General features: G+C 49.4%; 16 protein-coding genes. All 16 read right to left on the reverse strand.

Annotated features, from left to right (window positions below; translation table 11 throughout):
* Window positions 1-19: 19 nt before the first annotated feature.
* Window positions 20-1,645, reverse strand: a complete 1,626-nt coding sequence (locus tag TX85_RS10840; protein WP_044479136.1) for a family 10 glycosylhydrolase — start codon at window positions 1,643-1,645, stop codon at window positions 20-22.
* Window positions 1,646-1,777: 132 nt separating this feature from the next.
* Window positions 1,778-2,203 carry a transcriptional regulator MntR gene (mntR, locus tag TX85_RS10845; protein WP_044479137.1) on the reverse strand — a complete coding sequence of 142 codons (426 nt, stop codon included), beginning with the start codon at window positions 2,201-2,203 and terminating at the stop codon, window positions 1,778-1,780.
* Window positions 2,204-2,333: 130 nt separating this feature from the next.
* Window positions 2,334-3,047 (reverse strand): cytochrome c biogenesis CcdA family protein, encoded by a 714-nt coding sequence (locus TX85_RS10850; RefSeq protein ID WP_044479138.1) that lies wholly within the window; start codon window positions 3,045-3,047, stop codon window positions 2,334-2,336.
* 27 nt (window positions 3,048-3,074) lie between these two features.
* Window positions 3,075-3,878 (reverse strand): metal ABC transporter permease, encoded by an 804-nt coding sequence (locus TX85_RS10855; RefSeq protein WP_044479139.1) that lies wholly within the window; start codon window positions 3,876-3,878, stop codon window positions 3,075-3,077.
* A gap of 23 nt (window positions 3,879-3,901) precedes the next feature.
* Window positions 3,902-4,660 (reverse strand): metal ABC transporter ATP-binding protein, encoded by a 759-nt coding sequence (locus tag TX85_RS10860; RefSeq protein WP_044479140.1) that lies wholly within the window; start codon window positions 4,658-4,660, stop codon window positions 3,902-3,904.
* Window positions 4,661-4,695: 35 nt separating this feature from the next.
* Window positions 4,696-5,715, reverse strand: a complete 1,020-nt coding sequence (locus TX85_RS10865; protein ID WP_044479141.1) for a metal ABC transporter substrate-binding protein — start codon at window positions 5,713-5,715, stop codon at window positions 4,696-4,698.
* 223 nt (window positions 5,716-5,938) lie between these two features.
* Window positions 5,939-7,918: a methionine--tRNA ligase gene (metG, locus tag TX85_RS10870; RefSeq protein ID WP_044479142.1), complete on the reverse strand. Its 1,980-nt coding sequence runs from the start codon at window positions 7,916-7,918 to the stop codon at window positions 5,939-5,941.
* A gap of 338 nt (window positions 7,919-8,256) precedes the next feature.
* On the reverse strand, window positions 8,257-8,502 hold the full coding sequence (gene yidD, locus TX85_RS10875) for a membrane protein insertion efficiency factor YidD (protein ID WP_044479143.1): 246 nt from the start codon (window positions 8,500-8,502) through the stop codon (window positions 8,257-8,259).
* Between the two features lie 233 nt (window positions 8,503-8,735).
* Window positions 8,736-10,955 (reverse strand): stalk domain-containing protein, encoded by a 2,220-nt coding sequence (locus TX85_RS10880; protein WP_044479986.1) that lies wholly within the window; start codon window positions 10,953-10,955, stop codon window positions 8,736-8,738.
* Window positions 10,956-11,169: 214 nt separating this feature from the next.
* Complete coding sequence (nagZ, locus tag TX85_RS10885) at window positions 11,170-12,816, reverse strand: beta-N-acetylhexosaminidase (protein WP_044479987.1); 1,647 nt, start codon at window positions 12,814-12,816, stop codon at window positions 11,170-11,172.
* Between the two features lie 23 nt (window positions 12,817-12,839).
* Window positions 12,840-14,447: a response regulator transcription factor gene (locus tag TX85_RS10890; RefSeq protein WP_044479144.1), complete on the reverse strand. Its 1,608-nt coding sequence runs from the start codon at window positions 14,445-14,447 to the stop codon at window positions 12,840-12,842.
* Window positions 14,444-16,264, reverse strand: coding sequence for a cache domain-containing sensor histidine kinase (locus TX85_RS10895; RefSeq protein ID WP_044479145.1), 1,821 nt, complete (start codon window positions 16,262-16,264; stop codon window positions 14,444-14,446). The genes TX85_RS10890 and TX85_RS10895 overlap by 4 nt, the downstream gene beginning before the upstream one ends.
* A gap of 39 nt (window positions 16,265-16,303) precedes the next feature.
* Window positions 16,304-17,674, reverse strand: a complete 1,371-nt coding sequence (locus TX85_RS10900) for an ABC transporter substrate-binding protein (RefSeq protein WP_044479146.1) — start codon at window positions 17,672-17,674, stop codon at window positions 16,304-16,306.
* A gap of 171 nt (window positions 17,675-17,845) precedes the next feature.
* Entirely contained in the window at window positions 17,846-18,589 is a 744-nt protein-coding gene (pflA, locus tag TX85_RS10905; RefSeq protein ID WP_044479147.1) for a pyruvate formate-lyase-activating protein, read from the reverse strand.
* 78 nt (window positions 18,590-18,667) lie between these two features.
* Window positions 18,668-20,938 carry a formate C-acetyltransferase gene (gene pflB / locus TX85_RS10910; protein WP_044479148.1) on the reverse strand — a complete coding sequence of 757 codons (2,271 nt, stop codon included), beginning with the start codon at window positions 20,936-20,938 and terminating at the stop codon, window positions 18,668-18,670.
* A 256-nt stretch (window positions 20,939-21,194) separates the two neighbouring features.
* Window positions 21,195-23,810, reverse strand: a complete 2,616-nt coding sequence (adhE, locus tag TX85_RS10915) for a bifunctional acetaldehyde-CoA/alcohol dehydrogenase (protein WP_044479149.1) — start codon at window positions 23,808-23,810, stop codon at window positions 21,195-21,197.
* Between the last annotated feature and the right edge of the window lie 165 nt (window positions 23,811-23,975).

A 23,975-nucleotide genomic window follows, 5' to 3' on the forward strand; every position in this document is an offset into this window, starting at 1 on the left:
GTTGTATATATGCTGAAAACTAATGAGTGCGGTAATAGTCTGTTAGCCGTTGAATAATTCCAAGAGGGTTTCTTCTCAAGTCCTTCGCACTAAAGAAAATACTGCCTGAGATTCCGGAGTTGCTGCGGTTATATTCCAGTTGAGAAATAATCTCTCCCGCACTGTCCCATCCGATCTCCGGCGTGGCCAGCTTATAAGGAGCGTGACCGATATACAGCTTGACCTGGGTTCCTCTTACTTCATTCGCCCACCAGTCAGCCAGGATGTCATAGCGAACCTCCTGCCTGGACATGCTCCAGTAAATCTGCGGTACGACATAGTCAATCCATTCATGCTTGATCCATGCGCGGACATCGGCATAGGTGCTGTCATAGGCTGTAATGCCTGCCTTCGTATCCGATCCGGTCAGATCACTGCTTTTATTCCGCCAGACGCCAAACGGGCTGATGCCGTAAGCCGCATCGGGCTTGGCCTGATGAATGGCTTCTCCCAGCTCCTGAACGAATGAATTAATGTTGCTTCGCCGCCAATCGCCTTTATTACTTATCTTGTTCGGGTTGTACAGCTTGAAGGTCGCATCATCGCTAAACTGGGACTTCGTTGTTTCTCCGGTTGGATAGAAGTAGTCATCCAGATGCACGCCATCGATATCATAGCCGTTGACAACCTCCATAATGGCCTCGATGATATGGGAACGGGCCTCTGGAATACCAGGATTGATGTACATTTTCCCGCCGAATGTAACGATCCAGTCCTTGTGGGCATTCGCCACATGATTGGCCGGCAGCTTGCTTGCATCACTTCCGGTGCTCGCCCGGAACGGGTTAAACCATGCATGGAACTGTATCCCTCTGCGGTGAGTCTCTTCAATCATGAACGCAAGCGGATCATAGCCTGGATCCTTCCCTGCAGCACCTGTCAGATAAGTACTCCACGGCACCAGCTTGGACGGGTATAGACTGTCCGCAGCCGGCCTTACCTGAACGAATACCGCATTGATGCCCATGGCTTCTACCTCGTCCAGCAGCTGGATGTATTCCTGCTTCTGCTTTTCGATCTGCCCGTAAGATGCTTTACTTGGCCAGTCCAGATTTGAAACGGAGGATATCCATACTCCTCTCATCTCCTGATCCGCCGAGGGTGAAGTAACCGTTCCAGCACCGCTTCCTGGCTGCGGCGGCAAGACGACCGCGTCTCCATTTGAAGACTCCGTGGTAAGGGTGATGGTCTTTGCAGCGGAATTCCAAATGACACTTAATCCGAGCTGCTCGCTCACAAACCGGAGCGGAACCATGGTCCTTCCATTGATATTCTCCACAGATACGTCCAGGGAAATGTCATTGCCATCCACCCGGGCGGTGTTGCTTCCCATGACAAGAATTAATTCGTGTTCTTCCTTTTGGATTGTCGCGCTCTTCGCCGTGGAAGACCAGGTTACATGAGCGCCCAGACTTTCGCTGATAATGCGAAGCGGGACCATCGTTACATTTTCTTTAGCCTTGACGTATGGAGGAGTATCACTCTGCAAAATGCTTCCATCCAGGAAAATAGTAATTTGATCCCCGCTCTCGGCCTTGGCGCTGCCGCCTGGCCAGATCAGCATCAGAATCAGCAGAGGAATCATCCATGCTCGTAAAAATTTCATCAGTTACCTCCATTGTGTAGATTAGACAAACTGCCCTATGTCAATGTAAACGACATTTACGGGTAAAGAGTTGCGGAAAATGAGCAAAATAAAACCCCGCATCGCGGGGAATTGCTCTTTATTTCATTTACCTCAGGCATCGCCAAGCAGTTCCTGACTGACACTTCTTAATTCTGTAACCCGGGCTTCATCGCGCTTGAAGTACTCTACCAGAGAAGCAATGCAAGTAATGGAGTCCCAGCTCAGATGGTGCTCGATTCCTTCCACGTCCTTATAGATATTGTCCTGATCGACGCCGATCAGTTCAAGGAATTCTTCCAATAAATCATGGCGGTCTACAAGGCGTTTTCCGATCTTCTTCCCTTTATTAGTTAGAACAAGACCTCTGTATTTTTCATAGATGAGATATTCATCCTTGTCCAGCTTCTGGATCATCTTGGTGACCGATGAGGGATGAACCTCCAGCCCTTCAGCGATATCGGAAACCCGGGCATAGCCCTTCTCATCAATCAATTTGTAAATACGCTCCAAATAATCTTCCATACTGGGCGTTGGCATATACTGAAAACCTCTTTTCTCTGAGCTTTCGCGGAACTCATATCCAAAATGAACCGCATTCTGTACCAAGTCTTACTAGTTAATGATACATGTTAGGCTCGTCTGTTGGCAAGTTAACCCGCTCACGAAGTTAGAATTTCAGCCACTCCGGCGTAATCTGCTGCAGCCAGATCGTGATTTGGGCCATCTTATTCGTAAAGAGAAGAACACCCATCAGCAGCATGAGAGCCCCGCCAATTTTCATGATCAAGCCGGAATATTTCAAAATCCATTTGGTGGAGCCGATAAAAAACGCCAGCACGAAAAAAGGGAGCGCGAAGCCTGCAGAATAAGCGGTAATCAATCCTAACCAAGCCCCTGGTTCACTTGCAGCAAGCGCTATAATGGCGGCAAGAATCGGCCCTACGCACGGAGACCAGCCTGCCGAAAATCCAATACCGAACACAAAAGAGCTTATGTATCCTGAAGGCTTGAACTTCAGATTCAGCTTGCGTTCCCTAAGTAAAAATCCCGGTTGAAAGATTCCAAGTAAAAATAGACCCATTAATATAATTAGAATAGCCGATAATTGGCGGATCAAGGTCCGGTAGTTATTGAACAACTCCCCGAAGAGTCCTGCTCCAAAGCCAAGCGTGTAGAACACCACCGAGAAACCAAGAATAAAGGCCAGCGTATGGGTCAGCGTGCGGAAGCGCACTTCCTTTTTGTGCTGCTCGGTCTTCAGCGTCTGGACGGACATTCCGGTAATATAAGACAGATAAGAAGGATATAACGGCAAGCAGCAGGGGGAGATAAAGGACGCTACCCCGGCTCCAAAGGCAACCATGATATTGATGTCAGCCATGTGAACCTCCGCGACTCTATTTTTGCATCAGGTAGTGAATCCTCGCTTGCCGACCAAGGTAAGAATCAGCATAGCAATCAGCAGCAATACAATCGTAGCGCCAGGAGCAAGGTTCCAGACTCCGGCAATAACAAGCCCGGCAACGACCGCAATCTCAGCGATAATAACAGAGAATACCACCGACTGCTTGAAGCTTCTGGCGATAATAAGACTGCATGCCGCCGGAATCGTCAGAAGTGCGGACACCAGCAACGCACCGACAATCTTGATCGCTGTACTGATCACCAGGGCGGTCATAACCGTGATGATCATATTCAACAGCTTGACCGGAAGTCCGCTGACCGCTGCCGCGTCCTCCTCGAAGGACAACAGGAACAGTTCTTTAAAGAATATGAAGACCGTGACGGCAACCAGAACCGTAACCGCTCCAACAACATACAGATCCGTCATATCCAGGGTATAAATACTCCCGAACAAATAGCCAACTACATCATTATTGTAACCCATCCCGAGCGTAAAGAACAATGAAGCTAACGCTACTCCGCCCGCCATGATCACTGCAATCGACAACTCTGCATAGCCTTTATATGCCTTGCGGAGCTTCTCAATGGCAAAGGAGGCGAGCACGGCGAATATAATGCCCATTCCGATCGGATATACGCCGGTCAAAAATCCCAGAGCAACCCCCGCTATCGTAACATGAGCCAAAGTATCGCCAATCATAGACAGGCGGCGCAATACAAGAAAAATGCCGATCAGGGGTGCCGTTAACCCGATCAGCAGACCTCCTGCCAGTGCGCGTTGAAAGAAATCCGCAGTAATAATCTCCAATAGTCACATCTCCTAATACCGGTTTAGAGAATCGAATGCTGCAGTCCGGGAATCACGCAGTCCTGCTCGTGCGAATGACGGGCATAAAATTTAATGCTTCCGTAAGTATCTCGAGGTTCTTTTCCCAGCTTGCCCTCGATCATCTCGATATCATGGGAGACCATCAGGAAGGTCATCTGATGATGGGCATGCATATGGAAGATCAAATCAAAGAAATCCGCCTGGGTCTGCGCATCAATACCAACCGTAGGCTCATCCAGAATGAGCAAATCCGGCTGATTGATCAACGCACGGGCCAGAAATACACGCTGCTGCTGTCCGCCGGATAATTGCCCGATTCGTTTACTCGCCAGATCACTGATATGCATGACTTCCATTGCCTCAGCCAGCTTGCGCCGGTCCTCCTGATGGACTCTCTTAAAAATCTTCTTGTTGCTATACAATCCAGACAGAACTACTTCCTGTACTGTAGCCGGAAAGAGCGGATTAAAGGCATTCTTCTGCGGCACATAGCCGATCCGCTCCCAATCCCGAAAGCTCCGTACCGGCTGCCCGAACAGCATGATCTCCCCATGGGTCGGCCGAAGCAGACCAACAATCATCTTCAGTAGCGTGGTCTTTCCTGCGCCATTGGAGCCGATGATCCCGACGAAGTCTCGTTCCTTGACAACCAGGTTCAATCCTGAAATGACCTGCTGGTCCTGATAAGCGAACGAAACCTGATTCAATTCAATAATATGTTGATGACATGCTTCTCCTATAACTCTGGTAAGGGATGTCATAAAGGTCCCATCCTTCCTGCTGAAAATCCCATCCTTTATTGTAGAGCGAGCTTGAGATTTTGCAAGTTCTTTTCCATTAATGTGAAATAGTTGTCCCCGGCCTTCTCCTGCTCCTTCGTCAAGCCTTCCACCGGATTCAGCACCATAGTCTCTACTCCTGCTTCAGACGCCAGTGTCTTTGCGAGGCGATCGGATACCAGTTCTTCAAAGAAAATGTATTGGATACCCTCTTCCTTCACCAGCTTCGACAGCTTGACCAGATCCTGTCCGCGCGGCTCGGCATCCGGAGACAATCCCATAATCGCATGCTGCGTCAGGCCATAATCACGGCATAGGTAGCCAAACGCCTGATGGGATACAACAATTTCCTTCTTGGACATGCCTTCCAGCTCCGAAGTGAATTTGGCATCCAGCGCATCCAGCTTCTCAGTCAATTCCTTATATCTGGCCTCATAGTTCGCTTGATGAGCAGGGTCCGCTTCAATAAAGCTGTTCTTCATATTCTCTGCCATAATCTTTGCCGATTTGGGACTAACCCAGGTATGCGGATCAATATGGGTAGCAGCATGGTCATGGTCATGCTCTTCATTACCCGCTTCGTGCCCGTGATCCTCATCATGTTCCTCTTCAGCAGCCTCTCCGTGCCCATGGCCGTCATCCTCGTCGGTATAGATCAGCTCGATCCCTTGAGACACCTCGACCGTCTTCACTGTACTGTCATTGCCCAAGCCCTTGAGAAAATTCGGTACCCAGCCTTCAAGGCCGGCACCATTATAGAAAAACAGCTGCGCTTTCGATGTATTTAAAATGTCCTGACTCCGCGGAGTCCAATCATGCGGTTCAACGCCGGTTGGGAGCAGATTAATGACGTTAGCCTCCTCTCCTCCGATTGCCTTAGCAAATTCGTAGATCGGATAGAAGCTCGTGACAACATTCACCTTGCCTTCCACAATTCCATTAGCTTGACCCTTCCCGCATCCTGCCAGCAGAAGCAGCATCGCTAATCCCAGTATCAGTATGCTTGCACTTCCTTGTATATAATGCCTTTTACGCATATTGGTTCTCTCCTTTTATCTCTTAAGCAATTAATCGTAATGATTACTAATACGATTATAGAGATCACCATCTGCCCTGTCAACCTTAATTCTATGCAAATTGAACTAATGATTCTACATTGGAGGCAACGAGTGAAGTGTTCTTACGATCGCTGTTGTGAAAATAAACCCGAAGACAAGGGATGCGGATCGCACCCTTGCCTCCGGGCAGCTTATAACAACCTTATTTTACAATCGCTCCGTTCGGCATGCTGTCCGGTACCGTGGCGAGTGTCAATTGATCTCCTTGAGAGGCGGCAAGTATCATGCCCTGCGACAATTCTCCGCGCAGCTTCACCGGCTTCAGGTTCGTCACGCAAATCACCTTGCGTCCAACCAATTCCTCCGGCTTGTAATGCTTAGCGATGCCTGAGACGACCTGGCGCTGTTCAAATCCCAGATCAAGCTGCAGCTTTAGCAGCTTGTCGGCCTTCGGCACCGGCTCACAAGCAACAACCTGAGCCACCCGGAGCTCGACCTTGGCAAATTCGTCAATGCCGATTTCTTCCTTCAGATCCGGCTTCTCCTGAGCCTCTTGCGGCGCCGCAGCTTCTGGCTTAGCTGTCTCTGCAGCGGCTGCTCCGCCGGCCATGGAGCTGGAAATAAACTCGATTTCCTGCTCCGCTTCAAGTCTTGGGAAGATGGGCTCCGCCTTGCCGACCTTGGTTCCGCCGGATACAACGCCAAGCCGCTTCGTACTATCCCATTCCGTCCATTCGCCTGCCGAAATGCCAAGCTGGCTCCAGATCTTGGCCGGAGCCTCCGTCAGGAACGGCTGCAGCAAAATCGATGCAATCCGCAGCGATTCAACCAGATGCGCCATGACAGAAGCCAGCTCCTCCTGCTTGGCTTCATCCTTCGCCAGTACCCATGGCTGGGTCTCATCAATATACTTATTGGTGCGGCTGATAAATGCACCGATTGCAGATAGAGCCACGGAGAACTCCAGGTTTTCCATAACCTCTTCTACCTTGCTGACGGTCTCAAGCGCCAGCTTCTCCAGCTCCGCGTCAAAAGCTGTAACACCCGCTTTAAACGCAGGAATGGTGCCATCGAAATACTTCCCGATCATCGCAACCGTCCGGTTGAGCAGATTCCCCAGATCGTTGGCCAGATCGGAGTTCACACGCTGTACGAAGCTCTCCGGGGTGAAGGAGCCGTCAGCGCCGAAGGGAACCTCACGAAGCAGGTAATAGCGTGTTGCATCCAGTCCATACCGGTCGATCAACACAAGCGGGTCCATAACATTTCCCTTCGACTTGGACATCTTGCCGCCTTTCATCAACAGCCAGCCATGTCCGAAGACCTTCTTCGGGAGCGGCAAGTCCAGAGCCATCAGCATGATCGGCCAATAAATCGTATGGAACCGGACAATCTCCTTACCGACCAAATGCACATCTGCCGGCCAATAACGGTTAAACAGCTCTTCATTTTCACTGCCGTAGCCTAGTGCCGTTATATAATTTGTCAAGGCATCGATCCACACATAGACGACATGCTTCGGATCTCCCTTCACCTTAACGCCCCAATCGAAGGTTGCCCGGGATACGGCAAGATCTTCAAGCCCTGGCTTGATGAAGTTGTTGATCATCTCATTCTTGCGGGATTCCGGCTGAATAAATCCCGGATTGTCTTCGTAGTATTGAAGCAGACGGTCCACATATTTGCTCATCCGGAAAAAGTAGCTCTCTTCCTTCACCAGTTCTACCGGGCGTCCGCAATCCGGACAATTGCCGTCCACAAGCTGGCGCTCCGTAAAGAATGATTCACACGGGGTACAATACCAGCCTTCATATTCACCTTTATAGATATCTCCCTGCTGCACCAAACGGTCAAAAATATCAGCTACCGCCGTTTTATGCCGCTCTTCCGTAGTACGGATGAAGTCATCGTTTGAAATATCAAGCTTCTTCCACAAGTCCTTAATACCGGCCACAATATCATCCACGAATTGCTGCGGCGTCTTGCCCGCCTTAAGCGCATTGCGTTCAATCTTCTGTCCATGCTCGTCCGTACCGGTCAGGTAGCGCACATCATATCCGCGCAGCCGTTTGTATCGGGCGATGGCGTCACCGGCCACAGTCGTATAGGCATGACCGATGTGAAGCTTGTCGCTCGGATAATAGATCGGAGTCGTAATGTAATACGTCTTTTTTGTTGACATGTCTTCATCTCCTTGATTCAGAAAATAAAAAAACCCGCCCCTCTATGGGACGAGATTGCTCACGTGTTACCACCCAAATTTCCCGTCACCTTACGGCTGCGGGCTCGGCAGGTCAAAGCTTGACCGCTCCAGTAACGCCGGATTAAGCGCCGCTGCCTCACCTCCACAGAACTTCAGGATGGCTCAACAGCAGTTCTCCAGGACCATTTTCCAAAGCGGCTCCAGACCGGTTTTCAGCTTCCCCCGGCTCTCTGCAACTGGCGCACTTTCTCTGTACTTATCCGTTCATCGAATCTGTATCGAATATGATCTAATATTAAGAAACTCCTCACAACATGTCAAGGGGCCGCGTCCTTTTGCCGCTTCGGCGGAACCGGATCCAGCCCGCCCGGATGAAAGGGATGGCATTTTGCAATTCGTCTTGCTGCCAGGTAGCTTCCCTTCAATGGCCCGTGTACTTCTATTGCCTCTAAAGCATAAGCCGAACAAGTAGGATAGAATCGGCAGGTCGGCGGCTTCAGTGGGGAGATGAATTTTCGGTAAAAGCGAATCGGAGCCTGAAAGCTCCGTCTGACAAGCTTCATTGTGCGCATCCTCCGTTCAAGACTGTCCAGCTTCCCAGCCCTCCTTCTAATAATGCCGCACTTTTCGCACAGCGTCAACGAAGCCGGCCCCTGAAATAGGGGCCGGCTTCGTCAGTAAATAATATTATTGCTATATAAGTTAGTTCAGTCAGAGAAATCCGCGAACAATAACGATCGTAAGCACACTTCACACGTTGCCCAATACGTACAATCATTAGATCAACTTATATCATCTATTTCATCGCGGGCATTTGCTGGAACAGCAGATTGACCGAAAGGTTGCTTCCCGGAGCGGCAGTGAATACCAGATTCAAGCTCTGCTCGTAATTACCTGTGCGGAACAGAACCGCCGTTTCGTTCGGTGCATTCAATCCGGTTGTCGCAGACAGCGGAACCTGAACCCCGTTCACCAGAATCCAGCCGGTATAGAATCCGCCGCGTGGATTGAAGGTAACCAAGGTATTCGGTGCAACCCGCTTCAATGTAATGTTATACACAACACCGAAGTTTCCGGCATTCAGAACAGGTTCAGCAGCAGACATCGTATCTTGCCCTGCAAGGAACGGATCGCTTGAGTTGTCCCCTAGCAGCAGTCTTACAGGTGTCAGACCAATTTCTTCGGAATATTCAATCGTTCTGGTAGCATCCATAAACGTTCCTCGGTTATGAACATCACGCGGCAGCAAGCTCAGATAAGGCAGCGATACCATCGGATCCTTATCCGCGCCTATCATAATGACATCATATTGAAGGGTAGAGTCGCTGTGCAAATCTGCAAGCAACGAGATGACATCCCCATTTTTCATGTTAGATGCGCTCAGCTCGTTCAGGATGATCTTGCTTTCTCCCGGAGCAATCCAGATATCCTTATACTGGTTTCCGGTCAGCATGGAATCATAATAACGTTCAACGGAGGCTTTACCCACTCCGGTTGCATATTGATTCGGTCCGGCAAAGCCCAGGTTGCTCTGGGTCAAACGGGCGCTAACATCGTTATTATTAGTGGCAATTACGTACATTTTCACATTTTTGCCGGTAGCATTCGCATGGTGAATCATAAACCGGGTAGCGCCAAGGGCTGTCTCCCGATACAGTACACCCTCAGAATAAACCGTCTCCGGGCTATTGCTTCGGATCAGCGTAGTTGCGTTGGAAGTATATGAATAATTAACCTTGTCCCAGCTCGGAACCGCTTTTCCGTCGAATCCATATTTTTCTCCGACCGGAGTATAGAGCTGGTTGAATTCATCCCGCGTATAGAGGGTTTCATTCGTAATCGTGATGGTCTTCTCGATCGTCGATGTAAGCCCAAATACATTCACTACAGTCAGTTTAATAGATACCGGACCCGGGCTAAAAAAGGCACGCTGATTATTTACCCAATTGCGGTCCTGGATTCCTACCTCATCCGTACTGTCATCGATATAAGTGATCAGCTCACCCATCTTGTAAGTATCTTTATCCGTTGTAAAATTAGCTATTGGCGGAGTATGCGGCTTCACCACGGTAATCGTCAGGGAGAACGGATCGCTCCATTGGCCGCTTGCATCCTGAACGCGATAAGTGACCACGTAGTTCCCCGGCGTCATGAACGTTTCCTGACGGCCCTGCCACTCTTCACTGACAATCTGCTGGCCTGTAGGAGAAGATGACTGAGGCAAGTATTGAACTATCGTCTCTCCGGAAATGACCTCTTTATTCCCGATCGTAAAGCTTGCCACCGGTTTAGTAGATAGATTCATAATGACGCGCTTTCCCTTTTGGTCCCATGTATACGGGATTTCCAAGGCTTGAGTAATCGCAGTCAACGGCACCATGAAATTATTCTGAACGGAATAGGATTTGCCGCGCATAGTGGAGGTAACACCGTTAACTTTATAGCTTGTTGTATTCAGCTTGAAGCGAAGCTCATCGCTGCCGCGGACAATAATGGTTTCCTTGGTCTTGCTGTCGTAAGAGATTTGAAATCCGGCCCGCTCGACAATCGCCCGGATTGAGACGTAGGATACTCCGTCCTTTACTTCCATGGGATAATTAGCGAGGTATTCTACACCATTATGGTACATTTTCTTGCTGTTCATCAAAAGGATCAATTCATCGCCGCTTGAAGAGGCAGCCCCGGAAATGACGGCTCCTTCATTGGACTCACCCTCTGTTGTTGGCTCTGTTGTTGGCTCTGTTGTTGGCTCTGTTGCCGGCTCTGTTGTTGGCTCTCCCGCTTCACCTTCAACTGTCCCAGCGTCCTCTGTATCCGGATCAGTCACTGGATCTGTTGAGGAAGCCTCCTCACCGGAATCGGCCTGAGACTGCTGCTCATATGTCGCTTCGGTAATCGTCGTCTCATTTGCCGAATTGGAGACCGGCACATTCTCCTCTGCACTTGCAGGCAAAGCCAGTGCGGCTACCTGCGAAGCAACCAAAATCGTAGTCATAAGCATTTTCTTGAAATTCATGCTGGCAATACTCCCTCTCTCCCCCATTTTGGAACCTTCTTCTGTAGACTCATATACTTTAAACGCATCTTCCCTGAAAAAGTTTCTACAAATATCATAGCATGCAAGCACAAACATTGGACAAAAAGTTCCGTATCCACGCAAAAGCCGGCACAAACCGCGTTATATCGCGCGATTCTGCCGGTTTTGGCTTTGCATGTATCGCCTGAAATTATTAGTTAAGAGGGTAACTAAAGCCTGCCGGGTAGCTGCTGTTCAGACCAACAGGCAGAACTCCGGTCGGCTTCAAACGACCTGTAATCACCTTAGCCAATGCATCCAGAGCGTAGGAACGATTTTCATAAAGACAGAGATAGGTTTCTGCCTCAGGGAATTCATTAATGTCATAAGGATTCCGTGTCGATACTGCAACAATCCGGTCTTCATGAATCCGGCACAGCTCTTGGATAAGTTGCTTTTGGCCTTCGGGCAGAGCTCCTTCTGCGGTATAGGTTACGGCTACAATCTGATCATAGGCCAGGCTTGCCTTCAACACCTGTTCCAGCTCTTCATCCTCCGGATATGTGCCGATGACTGCCAGCTCCACTTGAACTCCGCATTTCTCCAATGCATCAGCAAGGGTGAAGCGATGAACTGCCGGTTCGTCGACCTCAGTCCGATGCCGAAGCTCCGGCCAGACGACAAGCACGGGCTTCGCTGCATTCAGCGGGAAGTTCGAGCCCTTTTTCACTAGCGTCACGCTCTTTTCGGCAATTTGTGTAAGGAGCGGCACACGTTCCTCATCAGGAGTCAAGGGGATCTGAACTGGAACTGCAGGGACTTCCTTCCCCGCTTCAAAGGTCGGCGTCCCCAATCTTTGCTCCTTCAGCCGAAGAACTCGTTCTACGGATTGATTAATTCGCTCCTCGGTAATTCTGCCCTCTTTAACTGCCGACTTCACGGCCTCAATCGCTGCAATCTGGTCACTCAGCGTATGGCTTACTAGCACAAGATCTGCTCCGGCTTGAAGCGATTGGACGGCCCCTTCGGCAATTCCGCTCTCCTTGGAAATCGCATGCATCTCCAGGCAATCCGTAACAATAACCCCCTGATAGCCCAGCTCGGTTCTGAGCAAATCCGTCAGTACCTTCCGGGATAATGTAGCCGGAATACCATCCGGCTCAAATGCCGGGAAGATGACATGTGCAGTCATTATCGCATCTACCCCGGCCTCGATTGCATGCCGGAATGGCAGCAATTCAACGGCATTCAGACGCTCCTTATCGTGAGGCACCGAGGCAAGGCCTCGATGCGAATCCACTGCCGTATCCCCATGTCCGGGAAAATGCTTGGCCGTAGCAATAACTCCCTGCTGCTGATAGCCTGCAATTGCAGCCACACCATGCTCCGCTACCTTTAGCGGGTTCTCCCCGAACGAACGCACTCCGATGACAGGGTTGGCCGGATTATTATTCACATCGATGCAAGGCGCGAAGTTGAAATTAATGCCGAGCGCCAGCATTTCCTTGGCTGCCAGCCGAGCGGTAGCTTCCGTTAACGACAGATCATCGGCTGCGCCAAGAGACATATTCCCCGGAATCCGGCTCATGCCCTCATGGTCCAGACGAGCAACCATCCCGCCTTCCTGATCAATGGCAATGAACAACGGAACATCCGCATGATTCCTCGGAAGCCGCTGCAGAGCGGAGGACAATGCGGCCAGCTGCGGCACAGACTCGATATTGCGCCGGAAATACACCGTCCCCCCGACATGGTAGTCCTTGATCAAGGTCAAAATCTGTTCATCCGCCTCAAGACTATGGAAACCGCAAATAAACAATTGGCCAATCTTTTCCTCTAACGACCACGCTGATTCATTCAACTTCAAGCCTCTCACCTCTTAGATTAGGATACGGTTGATTCCCTGGAACGATATTCCGAGGGCGTCATTCCGGTGTATTTCTGAAAGACCTTCGTAAAATACCTGCGTTCCTGATACCCGACAACAGCTCCGATGCTGGTTATTGATTTACTGCTGCTCTGGAGCAAGGTCTTGGCTGTTTCGATTCGCTGACGTGTTAAATATTCAACAAATGTCTCTCCGAAGTGATTTTTGAACAACAGGCAGAAATAACTGCAGCTAATTCCTAAATAATCTGAAATATCCTCGATCCCGAAGTCTTTGCCAAGATGTTGCAGGATGTAGTTCTGAGCCGTCATCATCAGGGTTTCCGAGGATTTCTTAGCTGCCAATGAATCTCTGGACTGATCAAGCATGGCCAGAATGACCGTAAGCAGTTCCTTAAGGCTGAGCGTTCCCTGAAGCAGCGCCCAAACCTTCTTCTCTTGGTCTGCAGCCAGCATTTGCAATTCACGCATCTCCCGAAGCAGATGTATGAGCAGATAATGCAGGAGCTTCTCTGCATGAGCGCCTGAGCTTTCGACGGAGTGGGCGATATAATGCTTAAGCTCGGAGGATACACGAAGCAGCATATCCGGATTGCCGTTCCTTAGTCCATTCGTCATTAATTCCGTGAACCGCCATCCTTGCATCCCATCGTCTGCCTGTATCTCATTCCGCTCGGGCAGCAAGCCATTCGCATCCACAATCCATTGATCCGGGGAATGCAAGATGAACAGCTTCTGCATACGCTGATAAAGAGCAGGCAGCTCACGCAGTGGAACAGACTCCTGCTTGACACACATCCGCAGGCTTAGCTCGGGCTGCGTCTCCCGGACCTCGTTCATCAGCACGGTATGCATTTCTGCGAGCTGCTCGCGGGTGACACTCTGCCACTCTGCGGAATGCAATACCAGACACCATTCGCCCTCTCTCACTTGCAGCACCATGCAGTTGGGTACAAGCTCCCTGAACAGCTCGGTCAACAACCGCTTGATATGTACATTCCAAGTCTTTCGTTCATGCGGGGTCCAGGACAACGAGCAACGCGCATAGTCTTCCAGGTCCAACAGGAGCATGCCGTCAACCGATGGCTGCTCGCCCCGCTCCTCGTCCGGGAGCCATTGCATCCTCTCGTCTGTCATTTGGCCTAGTAAAGCATGCAGCATATAATTTTCGTTAAACAGCATCGCCGCCTGTTCCAGCCACTCCTCCTTGGTCTGCTTCCTTCTGGCTTCACGGATATGGGCAGCGATGCTCCTAACCACATCCTCCAGCTCGAAGTAATTGATCGGCTTGCAGATATAGTCTTTCACCCCGTACTTGATGCCTACCCGGGCATACTCAAACTCCTGATAGCCTGTCAGTAAAATAATCTCACTGTTCAGCTTGCACTCCCTGGCCTTCTCGATGAACTCCAGCCCATCCATTACCGGCATTCGAATATCGCATAGGATTAAGTCCGGCGCATGCAAGACGGCGGCTTCCAGCGCCTCCACCCCGTTTCGGGCCAATCCCACAATCTCGAAGCCCATGTCCTCCCAGGGCAATACCTTCGACAGGTTGTTTAAAATATGAACTTCATCATCCACCAACAGCGCCTTCAGATTCATCCCTGATCACCCGATTCTGTTATTGGAATCACACACTGGATTATCGTTCCTTCTCCGGGCTGCGAGCAGATGAACAGACCATAGCGGCTTCCATATCGCAGCCTTAATCTGTCATGCACACTCCTTAGCCCAAGCCCCCTCCGCTCATGATTGGGATACACAGAGACGGAATGAAGATCTAGGTCAGGGTCGGCATACTGAATGGATGAGAGCTGTTTGCCTGTCATGCCGATCCCATTATCTTCTACCTGGAGCACCATGCTATTATTCCGCAGCATGCCTGTCACTTTAATCTGGCCCCTGTAATTGATGCCCTCGAAGCCATGCTGGATGCTATTCTCTACCAAAGGCTGAAGCGTCAGCTTCATCGCCTTGCAGCTCATCATGCTTGCCGGAATGTCAATCTCATAATCGAATAGCTCTTCAAAACGGAATTTTTGAATCTCAAGATAGCTCCGAAGATGCTCCACTTCAAGCCCAAGGCGAATCTCTTCCTTGTCCTGAATACTGATGCGAAGAATGCTGGCCAGCCGCACCACCATCTCGCTGACCTTCCGCCCTTCATTCTGCACGGCCAGCACATTAATCGACTCCAGTGTGTTGAACAGGAAGTGAGGCTTGATCTGCGCCTGCAGCACTCTTAGCTCTGCATTGGCCTTCTGAAGCTGCTCCTGTTTGACTTGATGGAACAGTTCATTAATCTTCTCCATTTGGCTGTTAAAGCCCTTCTGCAGCAGCAGAAGCTCATCATCGCCCTTCTCATCGACCCTGGCCGTCAGATCGCCGCTCTCAACCTTTCTCATAAAGCGGACTATAACCCCTATTGTCCCTGTAATCCGGTTCATAAAGAAAATATTAAAGAGCATGGCCGTAACAACACATATGAGAATAATAGCTACAAACCACTTGGAGAACGTCGTAACTTCTTGGGACAAATAGTGCCATGACGTTACAGACACCAGCTTCCAGTTATATTCCTTCAAATGATAGATGGAAATGACGCTTTCCTCATTCTCGAATTTCCCCTTAAAGCTGGAATACTCTGTGATTGCCGAGAGCTTGGACTGAATGCCGGATTCCAGCGTCTCGCCGCTTAGCTCCGACTGGAAGTCGTAAAGCACCTGACCGTTGTCATTGACCAGAAAGAAACGGGTATCCTGCATCCTGCTCCCGATCGTCAAGTTGCGGTAAATACTTTCAAACTCCCAATTTTTAATCTGAACCACCAGCACGCCCACCTTGCGAAACGTACCCAGGTCCTTAATCAGGCGAATCTGGGTGAACACATCCTCCGAACCGGTTAATTCGGGATACTCATGAGGCGCTATCCATTTGGGAACCCCGTTCAGGGACATCACTTCCTGGTAGAGGGGATGTTCCTGAAATTGCTCATAGGGCAAGGTCTCGAAGTTTTCTTTATTAAAGATAGAAATAACATTAGAATCCCCGGTTCCATGCACATTGTACAAAAAAGCATAGTCAATCGCAGGGTGGCTATACAGCAAAGAGCGGAAGTTGCGCTGATTTGCATTCAGTTCCAGCTGGCTTGCGGCCGTTAAATCCTGTGAATCCGGATCCTGAGAGCTGAGCGCTTCCTGGAATACCCCTGTGGCGATGCCGTTGTCCGTGACATTATCCATCTCCTGAAATATATTCTTGATGCTGTAGCCAATGGCCTTGAGCGAATACTCCGCCTGCTGGCTATACTTGGTCTCAATCGAATTGAATGTAACCAGAAAGGTAATAATACCGAGTATGAACAGCGGAATGATGACAAGCCCAAGGAAGGCGGTAAACAGTTTGATTCGCAGGTTCATAGCGTTTTTCTCCCGAATTCGTAGTACGCTTGCTTAGCTCTATTCAAGCGCATTAGCCGTATTCTGAACGGCTTGAATGTGCTCAAGCATCTTAGCCGGTTCAATCTCGCCGCCGATGATCTGCTGTATGCCTATGCTCAGCGCCGTATTTACCTCGGCTTGTACAAGCGCATCATATGCCGGAAAGGACAGTTCAATTTCGCTGACCGCCGTGAAAATATCCTGCATCAGCGCATCGTCAGATGTTGTCCTCATCTGCTCCAGATCCATCTTGATTGCTGGCAGCACACCGTCTTCCTTCAATCCGCGAAGCTGCATTTCCTCGGTCCACATATTTTTAATAAAGCTCTTCACGGCGGCCAGCTTCCGGGGATCGTCGGCAACTGCGCTGGAGAACCCGTAGCCATTATTCGCATCCTGCATAACCACAACAGGATCCCCCTTCTTCAATGGAGGCATATTAAAAAAACCGATCTTACCCGCCATCGGTCCAGCCTGAGCCGGATCTCTGAACACCGAGTTCGCCCAGGAACCGTCCATCATCATGATCGCTTCCCCCGTGATCATCTGGTTCCGCATATCCGCATATTCGAGACCCAGCTCCCCTTTTTTGAAGTAGCCTTTCTCTACCCATTCCTTGTGCTTGGCGATCGCCTTCACCATCCTTTCATCATTCCACTGGCTCTCGCCGGTCATAAAGCCATAGGTAATTTCCGGGCCGGCATAGTATGACCATAGATTATTCGTTGTCATCAGAGGAATCCATGCATCCTTGGAGGCTTGGGCGAACGGAATTTTGCCATCAGCTTGAATCTCTTCAGCCAGTCTGTCAAGCTCATCCAGCGTTTGGGGGATCGATAGCCCTTTTTGCTCAAAGTAATCTTTATTATAGAAATAACCTTCAATGGATCCGCCGATCGGCAGACCGTATATGTTACCGTCCAGTGTAAATGAAGCCAAGGTTGTAAATTTGTCCTTCAAGCCAAGCGCATTCAAAATTTCTGAAAGATCAAGCATCAGGCCCTCTCGGGCATAGAGCTGGGCCTCCGGGCTGCCGAACACATCAAATACTTCCGGGGGCTTGCCAGCGGCCATCTCTCCCCTCAGCTTCTCCTTGCGGTTCACCTCGGAGTCGACTGCATCCAGTCTGATTGTCAGCCCGGGCACTTCCGCCTCCGTCTTGGCAACGACCTCCTCGAGCAGAGCAAGCCGGAACTTCTTGGAATCTCCAACCTGCGTATGGCGGATCGTAATCTCGAACGGCGCTGCGCTGCTCAAAGCCTCATTATTCGCAACCGGGCCTTGATCTTCACTTTCGGATGCAGGGTTACGAGAATCACTGCAGCTCGCAAGCAGGGTAGAAAAAGAGAGGCTCAGCAGCAGGAGAAGCGGAAGTATGCCTTTCTTCATTTTCTGGGACCCCTCCTGAATTTAGAGTTACTACCCCTTATTATAGAAAACGATTTCAAATCCGTCAGGAGGTTATTTTTCTATATCAGGGATAATTTCTTCTTATTAACCACAAGAAAGCGGTTAAACCTGACATCTACAGTCAAGCCTAACCGCTATCGCTATACTTTGCTAATTCATAATTACTTCTGCCTGCTGACGACCCTTCTCGATCATAGCATACGCCCAATCCACCTGTTCCGATGTCGGGGAAGGCACGCCTTCCAACGGGTATGCCCAGCCAAGCTCCTGCCATTTGTATACACCCATTTGGTGATAAGGGAGAATCTCCAGCTTCTCTACACCTTGAAGACCGCCGATAAACCGACCTAAGCGGACCAAATCCTCTTCCTCATCATTAATGCCGGGTACAAGCACATAACGGATCCACATATTTCGATGATGACTAGACAGCCATTCAGCCATTCTAAGCATTCGATCATTGGGCTTGCTAGTCAATTTGATGTGCTTCTCATTATCGATGTGCTTCAAATCAAGAAGAACCAGATCCGTTACATCAAGAAGATCCTTGATCTTGTCGCCTTCGTTGTAACCATTCGTATCCAGCGTGGTATGCAAGTTCCAGCGCTTCTTGACTTGACGGAACAGCTCGGTAACAAAAGGAGCCTGCAAGGTTGCTTCTCCTCCAGATACCGTCAGGCCGCCGCCGGAGGAACGATAGTAGGTGAGGTATGGCTCAATCTCCGCCAACACCTCATCTACAGTCATCTCCTTGCCATCCGTCAAGCTCCATGTATCCGGGTTATGGCAATATTGGCATTTCAGCAGGCAGCCCTGCATGAAGAGAACGAAACGAATACCTGGTCCATCTACCGTTCCGAAAGTTTCCAATGAATGTATGCGACCTTTAAGCATCTTTCGTCACCCTTTCCAGTTAGGCTGCCTCAATTTATACTATTGAACAGCATTTATTACGAATCTACCCGAAGCTCCTTACATCGAACCGTGGAAGGTACGGTTGATTACGTCGAGCTGTTGCTCGCGAGTCAGTTTGATGAAGTTAACAGCATATCCGGATACGCGGATGGTCAGCTGAGGGTAGTTCTCAGGATGTTCCATAGCGTCCATCAGTTGCTCACGATCAAACACGTTGACGTTCAGGTGATGGGCGTTGCTGCCGAAATATCCATCCATCATCGATACAAGGTTGGATTTGCGGATTTCCGCTTCTTTACCGAGCGCCTTAGGCACGATCGAGAAGGTATTCGAGATCCCGTCAAGGCTGTGCTCGTAAGGCAGCTTCGCTACCGAGCTAAGCGATGCCAGCGCACCCTTCTTATCGCGGCCGTGCATTGGGTTTGCACCAGGAGCGAACGGCTCGCCTGCTTTACGTCCATCCGGAGTAGTACCTGTCTTCTTACCGTACACTACGTTGGAAGTAATGGTCAATACGGATTGTGTAGGCAGAGCATCACGGTAAGTCTTGTGCTTGCGAATCATTTCCATGAAGGATTCAACCAGGTTAACGGCAATTTGGTCAACACGGTCATCGTTGTTACCGTAGCAAGGGAACTCGCCTTCTGTCTCGAAGTCAACAGCAATGCCTTGTTCATTACGGATAACCTTAACCTTGGCATGTTTGATTGCGCTCAAGGAGTCGGCTGCAACCGACAGCCCCGCAATACCGCAAGCCATCGTACGGAGAATGTCGCGGTCATGCAGCGCCATTTCGATCCGTTCGTAGCAGTACTTGTCATGCATATAGTGAATTACATTCAAGGTATTTACATAGGTTTTAGCCAGCCATTCCATCATCGGCTTGAAGCGTTTCATCACTTCATCATACTCAAGGTATTCGGAAGTAATCGCCGGGTATTCAGGACCGACTTGCGCGCCGGATTTTTCATCCTTACCGCCATTGATCGCATACAACAGGGCTTTCGCCAGGTTCGCACGCGCTCCGAAGAACTGCATTTGCTTACCGATCTTCATTGCGGATACGCAGCAAGCGATACCGTAGTCGTCACCGTAGATCGGACGCATCAGGTCGTCGTTCTCGTATTGGATCGAGCTGGTTTCGATCGAAACCTTGGCACAGTATTTCTTGAACGCTTCAGGCAATTGCTCGGACCAGAGAACAGTCAGGTTCGGTTCCGGAGCAGGACCCAGGTTGTACAGGGTGTGCAGGAAGCGGAAGCTGTTCTTCGTTACCAATGTCGAGCCGTCTACAGCCATACCGCCGATCGATTCTGTAACCCAAGTAGGGTCGCCGCTGAACAGATCATTATATTCAGGAGTACGCAGGAATTTAACGATACGAAGCTTCATAACGAAATGGTCAACCAGTTCTTGAGCTGCTTCTTCAGACAGGGTTCCTTCAGCCAGATCGCGTTCGATGTAAGCATCCAGGAAGGAAGATACGCGGCCCAGGGACATTGCTGCGCCGTCTTGCTCTTTAACAGCAGCCAGGTAGCCGAAGTATACCCATTGGAAAGCTTCCTTCGCATTTTCAGCAGGTCTTGAAATATCGAAGCCGTACATTTGTCCAAGCTGCTTCAGTTCGTCCAGCGCACGGATTTGTTCGGACAGCTCTTCGCGAAGACGAATGACAGCTTCATCAATAACGTCAACCTCAAGGCTTTTCAGCTCGTTTTTCTTTTGTTTGATCAGGAAGTCTACACCGTACAGAGCTACACGGCGATAGTCGCCGATGATCCGGCCGCGGCCGTAAGCATCCGGAAGACCTGTGATGATGCCGGCCTTACGAACGGCTCTCATCTCGGAGGTATATGCATCAAAAACGCCTTGGTTGTGGGTTTTACGGATATGTGTAAACAGTTCAACAATTTCTTCCGGCAAATCAAAGCCGTATGCCTTACAGGAATTAAGAACCATATTGATACCGCCGAAAGGATGAATAGTACGTTGGAACGGCTCATCCCCTTGAACACCGACGATTTGTTCCTTAGCTTTGTCAAGGTATCCAGGCTTGTGGGATGTAATCATGGATGGCTTGTGAACATCTACATCCAGCACGCCGCCAGCTTCTCTTTCTTTCTTCGTGAGATCGGAAATAATATCCCACAGTGCTTTAGTGTTGTCAGTTGCGCCTTCCAAGAAGGACTCGGTGCCTTCATATGCGCTGATGTTGTTCTCGATGAAATCGCGGGTGTTCACTTCTCTCATCCATTTCCCTTTTTTAAAGCTTCTCCACGCCGATTGTACTTCTTGTGTTTTTTGAACTTCTCTTTCAATCACCGACATCTTTATTCCCTCCATTTATAGTTTAAAGTACGCGGGTTGAAGGTTATATATCCGCGCCTTGTGATCCCTAAAATTTGTGATACTTTTCACATTTCTGACACTGGTGAGCCTCAGCGAATACATTTTATATCCACTGCACTTACCTTTTTATTAGGGATCATTTATAGCTTTATATTATAATAATCCCCATATAAAGATTGTGACAAATATCACTTTCAAGGTGATATTTGTCACTTTTTTCATTCTATTTGTTCACTTATTCTTCAAATCTTCCGTAGAAGGCATCGCGGTAAACCTCCGCCAGTTCCGTAACCAATGGCAGCTTAGGATTGGCTGTCGTACATTGATCTTCAAAGGCACGGTCTGCCAGATAATCTACCCGCGACTCGAAGTCATTTGCGTCAAATCCTAGCTCCTGGAAGCTTGCCGGAATCCCGAGCTTCTTGTTCAGATCACGGATGGCGTTGATCAGGCTCTTCACGCCCTCCTCTGTTGTACGGGCAGGCAGTCCGAGAATCCGGGCGATTTCCGCATAGCGTTCATCTGCTACAAAGTTAGTGTATTTAGGCCATGCTGCAAACTTGGTTGGCTTCTTCGCATTGTAGCGAATGACGTGCGGCAGCAAGATCGCATTGGTACGACCATGAGCGGTATGGTACTGCCCGCCCCATTTGTGTGCAAGGCTGTGGTTAATACCCAGGAATGCATTCGCAAATGCCATACCTGCCAGCGTTGAAGCGTTATGCATCTTTTCACGAGCCAGCTTGTCGCCAGTCAGCGCCGATTTCTCCAGGTATTGGAACACCAGTTGAATGGCCTTAATTGCCAGTCCGTCCGTAAAGTCATTCGCCATCACCGATACATAGGCTTCGATCCCATGTGTCAACACATCCATGCCTGTATCAGCAACCGCTGTTTTAGGCAAGCTATATACAAATTCAGGATCAATAATCGCTACATCAGGAGTCAGCTCATAGTCTGCCAATGGATATTTGGTGTTGCCATTGATCTTGTCAGTAATAACTGTGAATGGCGTTACTTCCGACCCTGTACCCGAAGTTGTCGGGATTGCTACAAACTTCGCCTTTTGTCCCAGATGAGGATATTTGTAAGTCCGTTTGCGAATGTCCATGAATTTTTGCTTCAGATTATGGAACTCGGTATCCGGATATTCATAGAACAGCCACATGCCCTTGGCAGCATCCATTGGCGATCCGCCACCGAGAGCGATGATGCAATCGGGTTGGAATTTAGCCATTAACTCAGTCCCGCGTTCAACCGTAGTTGTCGACGGATCCGGTTCTACATCCGAGAACACTTCAATCGCTACCGGCGTTTGGCGTTGACGGAGATAGTGCTCCACTCTTTCTACATAACCCAGTTTAACCATCATCGGATCCGTTACAATCAATACGCGGCTGATATCCGGCATTTTAGCAAGATATTGGGTCGAATTTTTCTCGAAATAGATTTTTCCCGGCACTTTGAACCATTGCATATTCACGGTACGACGATTCACCCTTTTCACGTTGATCAGATTGATAGCCGTTACGTTCGACGATGTCGAGTTGCGTCCATAAGATCCGCAGCCGAGTGTCAGGGACGGCAGGTTCGTATTATAGATATCACCGATACCGCCTTGCGACGAAGGCTGGTTCACCAAAATCCGGCAGGTAGGCATGCTGTCCGAGAATTTCTGAATGATCTCTTCATTATTGGAATGAATAACCGAGGAATGCCCCATGCCTCCGAATTGAACCACTTCCAGTGCGCGTGCGATACCTTGTTCAGCTGTTTTTACTTTGTAGCAGGCCAATACCGGGCTCAGCTTCTCAGCGGACAATGGGAATTTAGGTCCTACGCCTTCGATTTCAGCGACGAGAATCTTTGTTCCTGCAGGCACGTCGATACCGCACATTTCAGCGATTTTCACAGCAGGTTGACCTACGATGCTTGGATTTACGGCACATTTATCAGCAATGATAGCTCCGGCAGTCAATTTTGCAGCCTCTTCCTTATTAACGAAGTAGCAGCCGTTTGCGATCATTTTCTTTTTCACTTGGTCAAAAATAGGTTCTTCGATAATAACCGCTTGCTCCGAGGCACAGATCATGCCATTGTCAAACGTCTTCGAGAGAATCAAATCGTTCACCGCTTGATCCAGGTCGGCGGTCTTCTCAATGAAGCAAGGAACGTTACCAGGACCTACGCCGAGCGCCGGTTTGCCGCAGCTGTAAGCCGCTTTAACCATCGCAGATCCGCCGGTTGCCAGAATGCAGGCTACGTCAGGATGATTCATCAGCGCATTGGTACGGTCCATCGAAGGATTCTCGATCCATTGAATACAATCTGCAGGCGCACCATGCTTCACGGCAGCTTCGAGCAGAATCTTGGCAGCTTCCGCACTGCAGCGTTGTGCAGATGGATGAAAACCAAAGATAATCGGGTTGCGTGTCTTGATCGCGATCATCGCTTTAAAGATGGTAGTGGATGTCGGGTTGGTCACCGGCGTAATTCCCATGATGATACCGACAGGCTCAGCGATCTTCTGGAAGCTTTCATAAGGATTATCTTCAATCACGCCGACGGTCTTGTTGTATTTGATGCTGTTGTGGATATACTCCGTTGCAAACATGTTCTTGATAATTTTGTCTTCGTATACACCGCGTCCGGTTTCTTCGACCGCCATCTTGGCAAGGTACATATGCTTGTCAAGTCCTGCCAGTGCCATAGCCTGTACGATCTGGTCGATTTGCTCCTGGGTCATGCTCATGAACGCTTCGGATGCTTTCTTCCCCTTGTCGATCAATGTCTGGATGTAGTCTTGTGCGGTAGGCTCCGTGTTTGCTTTCACTTCGTTCTTAACGGCCATTTCTCTCATCCTCCTAAGGTGGAATGGACAACCTCTTATGTTAGTGATTTTTTTCACTTAAAGGTGTGTCCTTATGAAGCTTTGCGCTTCTCTTTATGGTTAAAGCATATCACAGCTTTTTCGGTTTGTATAGTGAATTTTTTCACGTACTTTAAAGTAAATGAA

Source organism: Paenibacillus antibioticophila (assembly GCF_000455265.1).
Classification (GTDB): domain Bacteria; phylum Bacillota; class Bacilli; order Paenibacillales; family Paenibacillaceae; genus Fontibacillus; species Fontibacillus antibioticophila.

Coding starts and splice junctions, on each gene's coding strand:
- TX85_RS10840 (WP_044479136.1), bottom strand. CDS start 1,645: ATGAAATTTTTACGAGCATGGATGATTCCTCTGCTGATTCTGATGCTG.
- mntR (WP_044479137.1), bottom strand. CDS start 2,203: ATGCCAACGCCCAGTATGGAAGATTATTTGGAGCGTATTTACAAATTG.
- TX85_RS10850 (WP_044479138.1), bottom strand. CDS start 3,047: ATGGCTGACATCAATATCATGGTTGCCTTTGGAGCCGGGGTAGCGTCC.
- TX85_RS10860 (WP_044479140.1), bottom strand. CDS start 4,660: ATGACATCCCTTACCAGAGTTATAGGAGAAGCATGTCATCAACATATT.
- TX85_RS10865 (WP_044479141.1), bottom strand. CDS start 5,715: ATGCGTAAAAGGCATTATATACAAGGAAGTGCAAGCATACTGATACTG.
- metG (WP_044479142.1), bottom strand. CDS start 7,918: ATGTCAACAAAAAAGACGTATTACATTACGACTCCGATCTATTATCCG.
- yidD (WP_044479143.1), bottom strand. CDS start 8,502: ATGAAGCTTGTCAGACGGAGCTTTCAGGCTCCGATTCGCTTTTACCGA.
- TX85_RS10880 (WP_044479986.1), bottom strand. CDS start 10,955: ATGAATTTCAAGAAAATGCTTATGACTACGATTTTGGTTGCTTCGCAG.
- TX85_RS10890 (WP_044479144.1), bottom strand. CDS start 14,447: ATGAATCTGAAGGCGCTGTTGGTGGATGATGAAGTTCATATTTTAAAC.
- TX85_RS10895 (WP_044479145.1), bottom strand. CDS start 16,264: ATGAACCTGCGAATCAAACTGTTTACCGCCTTCCTTGGGCTTGTCATC.
- TX85_RS10900 (WP_044479146.1), bottom strand. CDS start 17,674: ATGAAGAAAGGCATACTTCCGCTTCTCCTGCTGCTGAGCCTCTCTTTT.
- pflA (WP_044479147.1), bottom strand. CDS start 18,589: ATGCTTAAAGGTCGCATACATTCATTGGAAACTTTCGGAACGGTAGAT.
- pflB (WP_044479148.1), bottom strand. CDS start 20,938: ATGTCGGTGATTGAAAGAGAAGTTCAAAAAACACAAGAAGTACAATCG.
- adhE (WP_044479149.1), bottom strand. CDS start 23,810: ATGGCCGTTAAGAACGAAGTGAAAGCAAACACGGAGCCTACCGCACAA.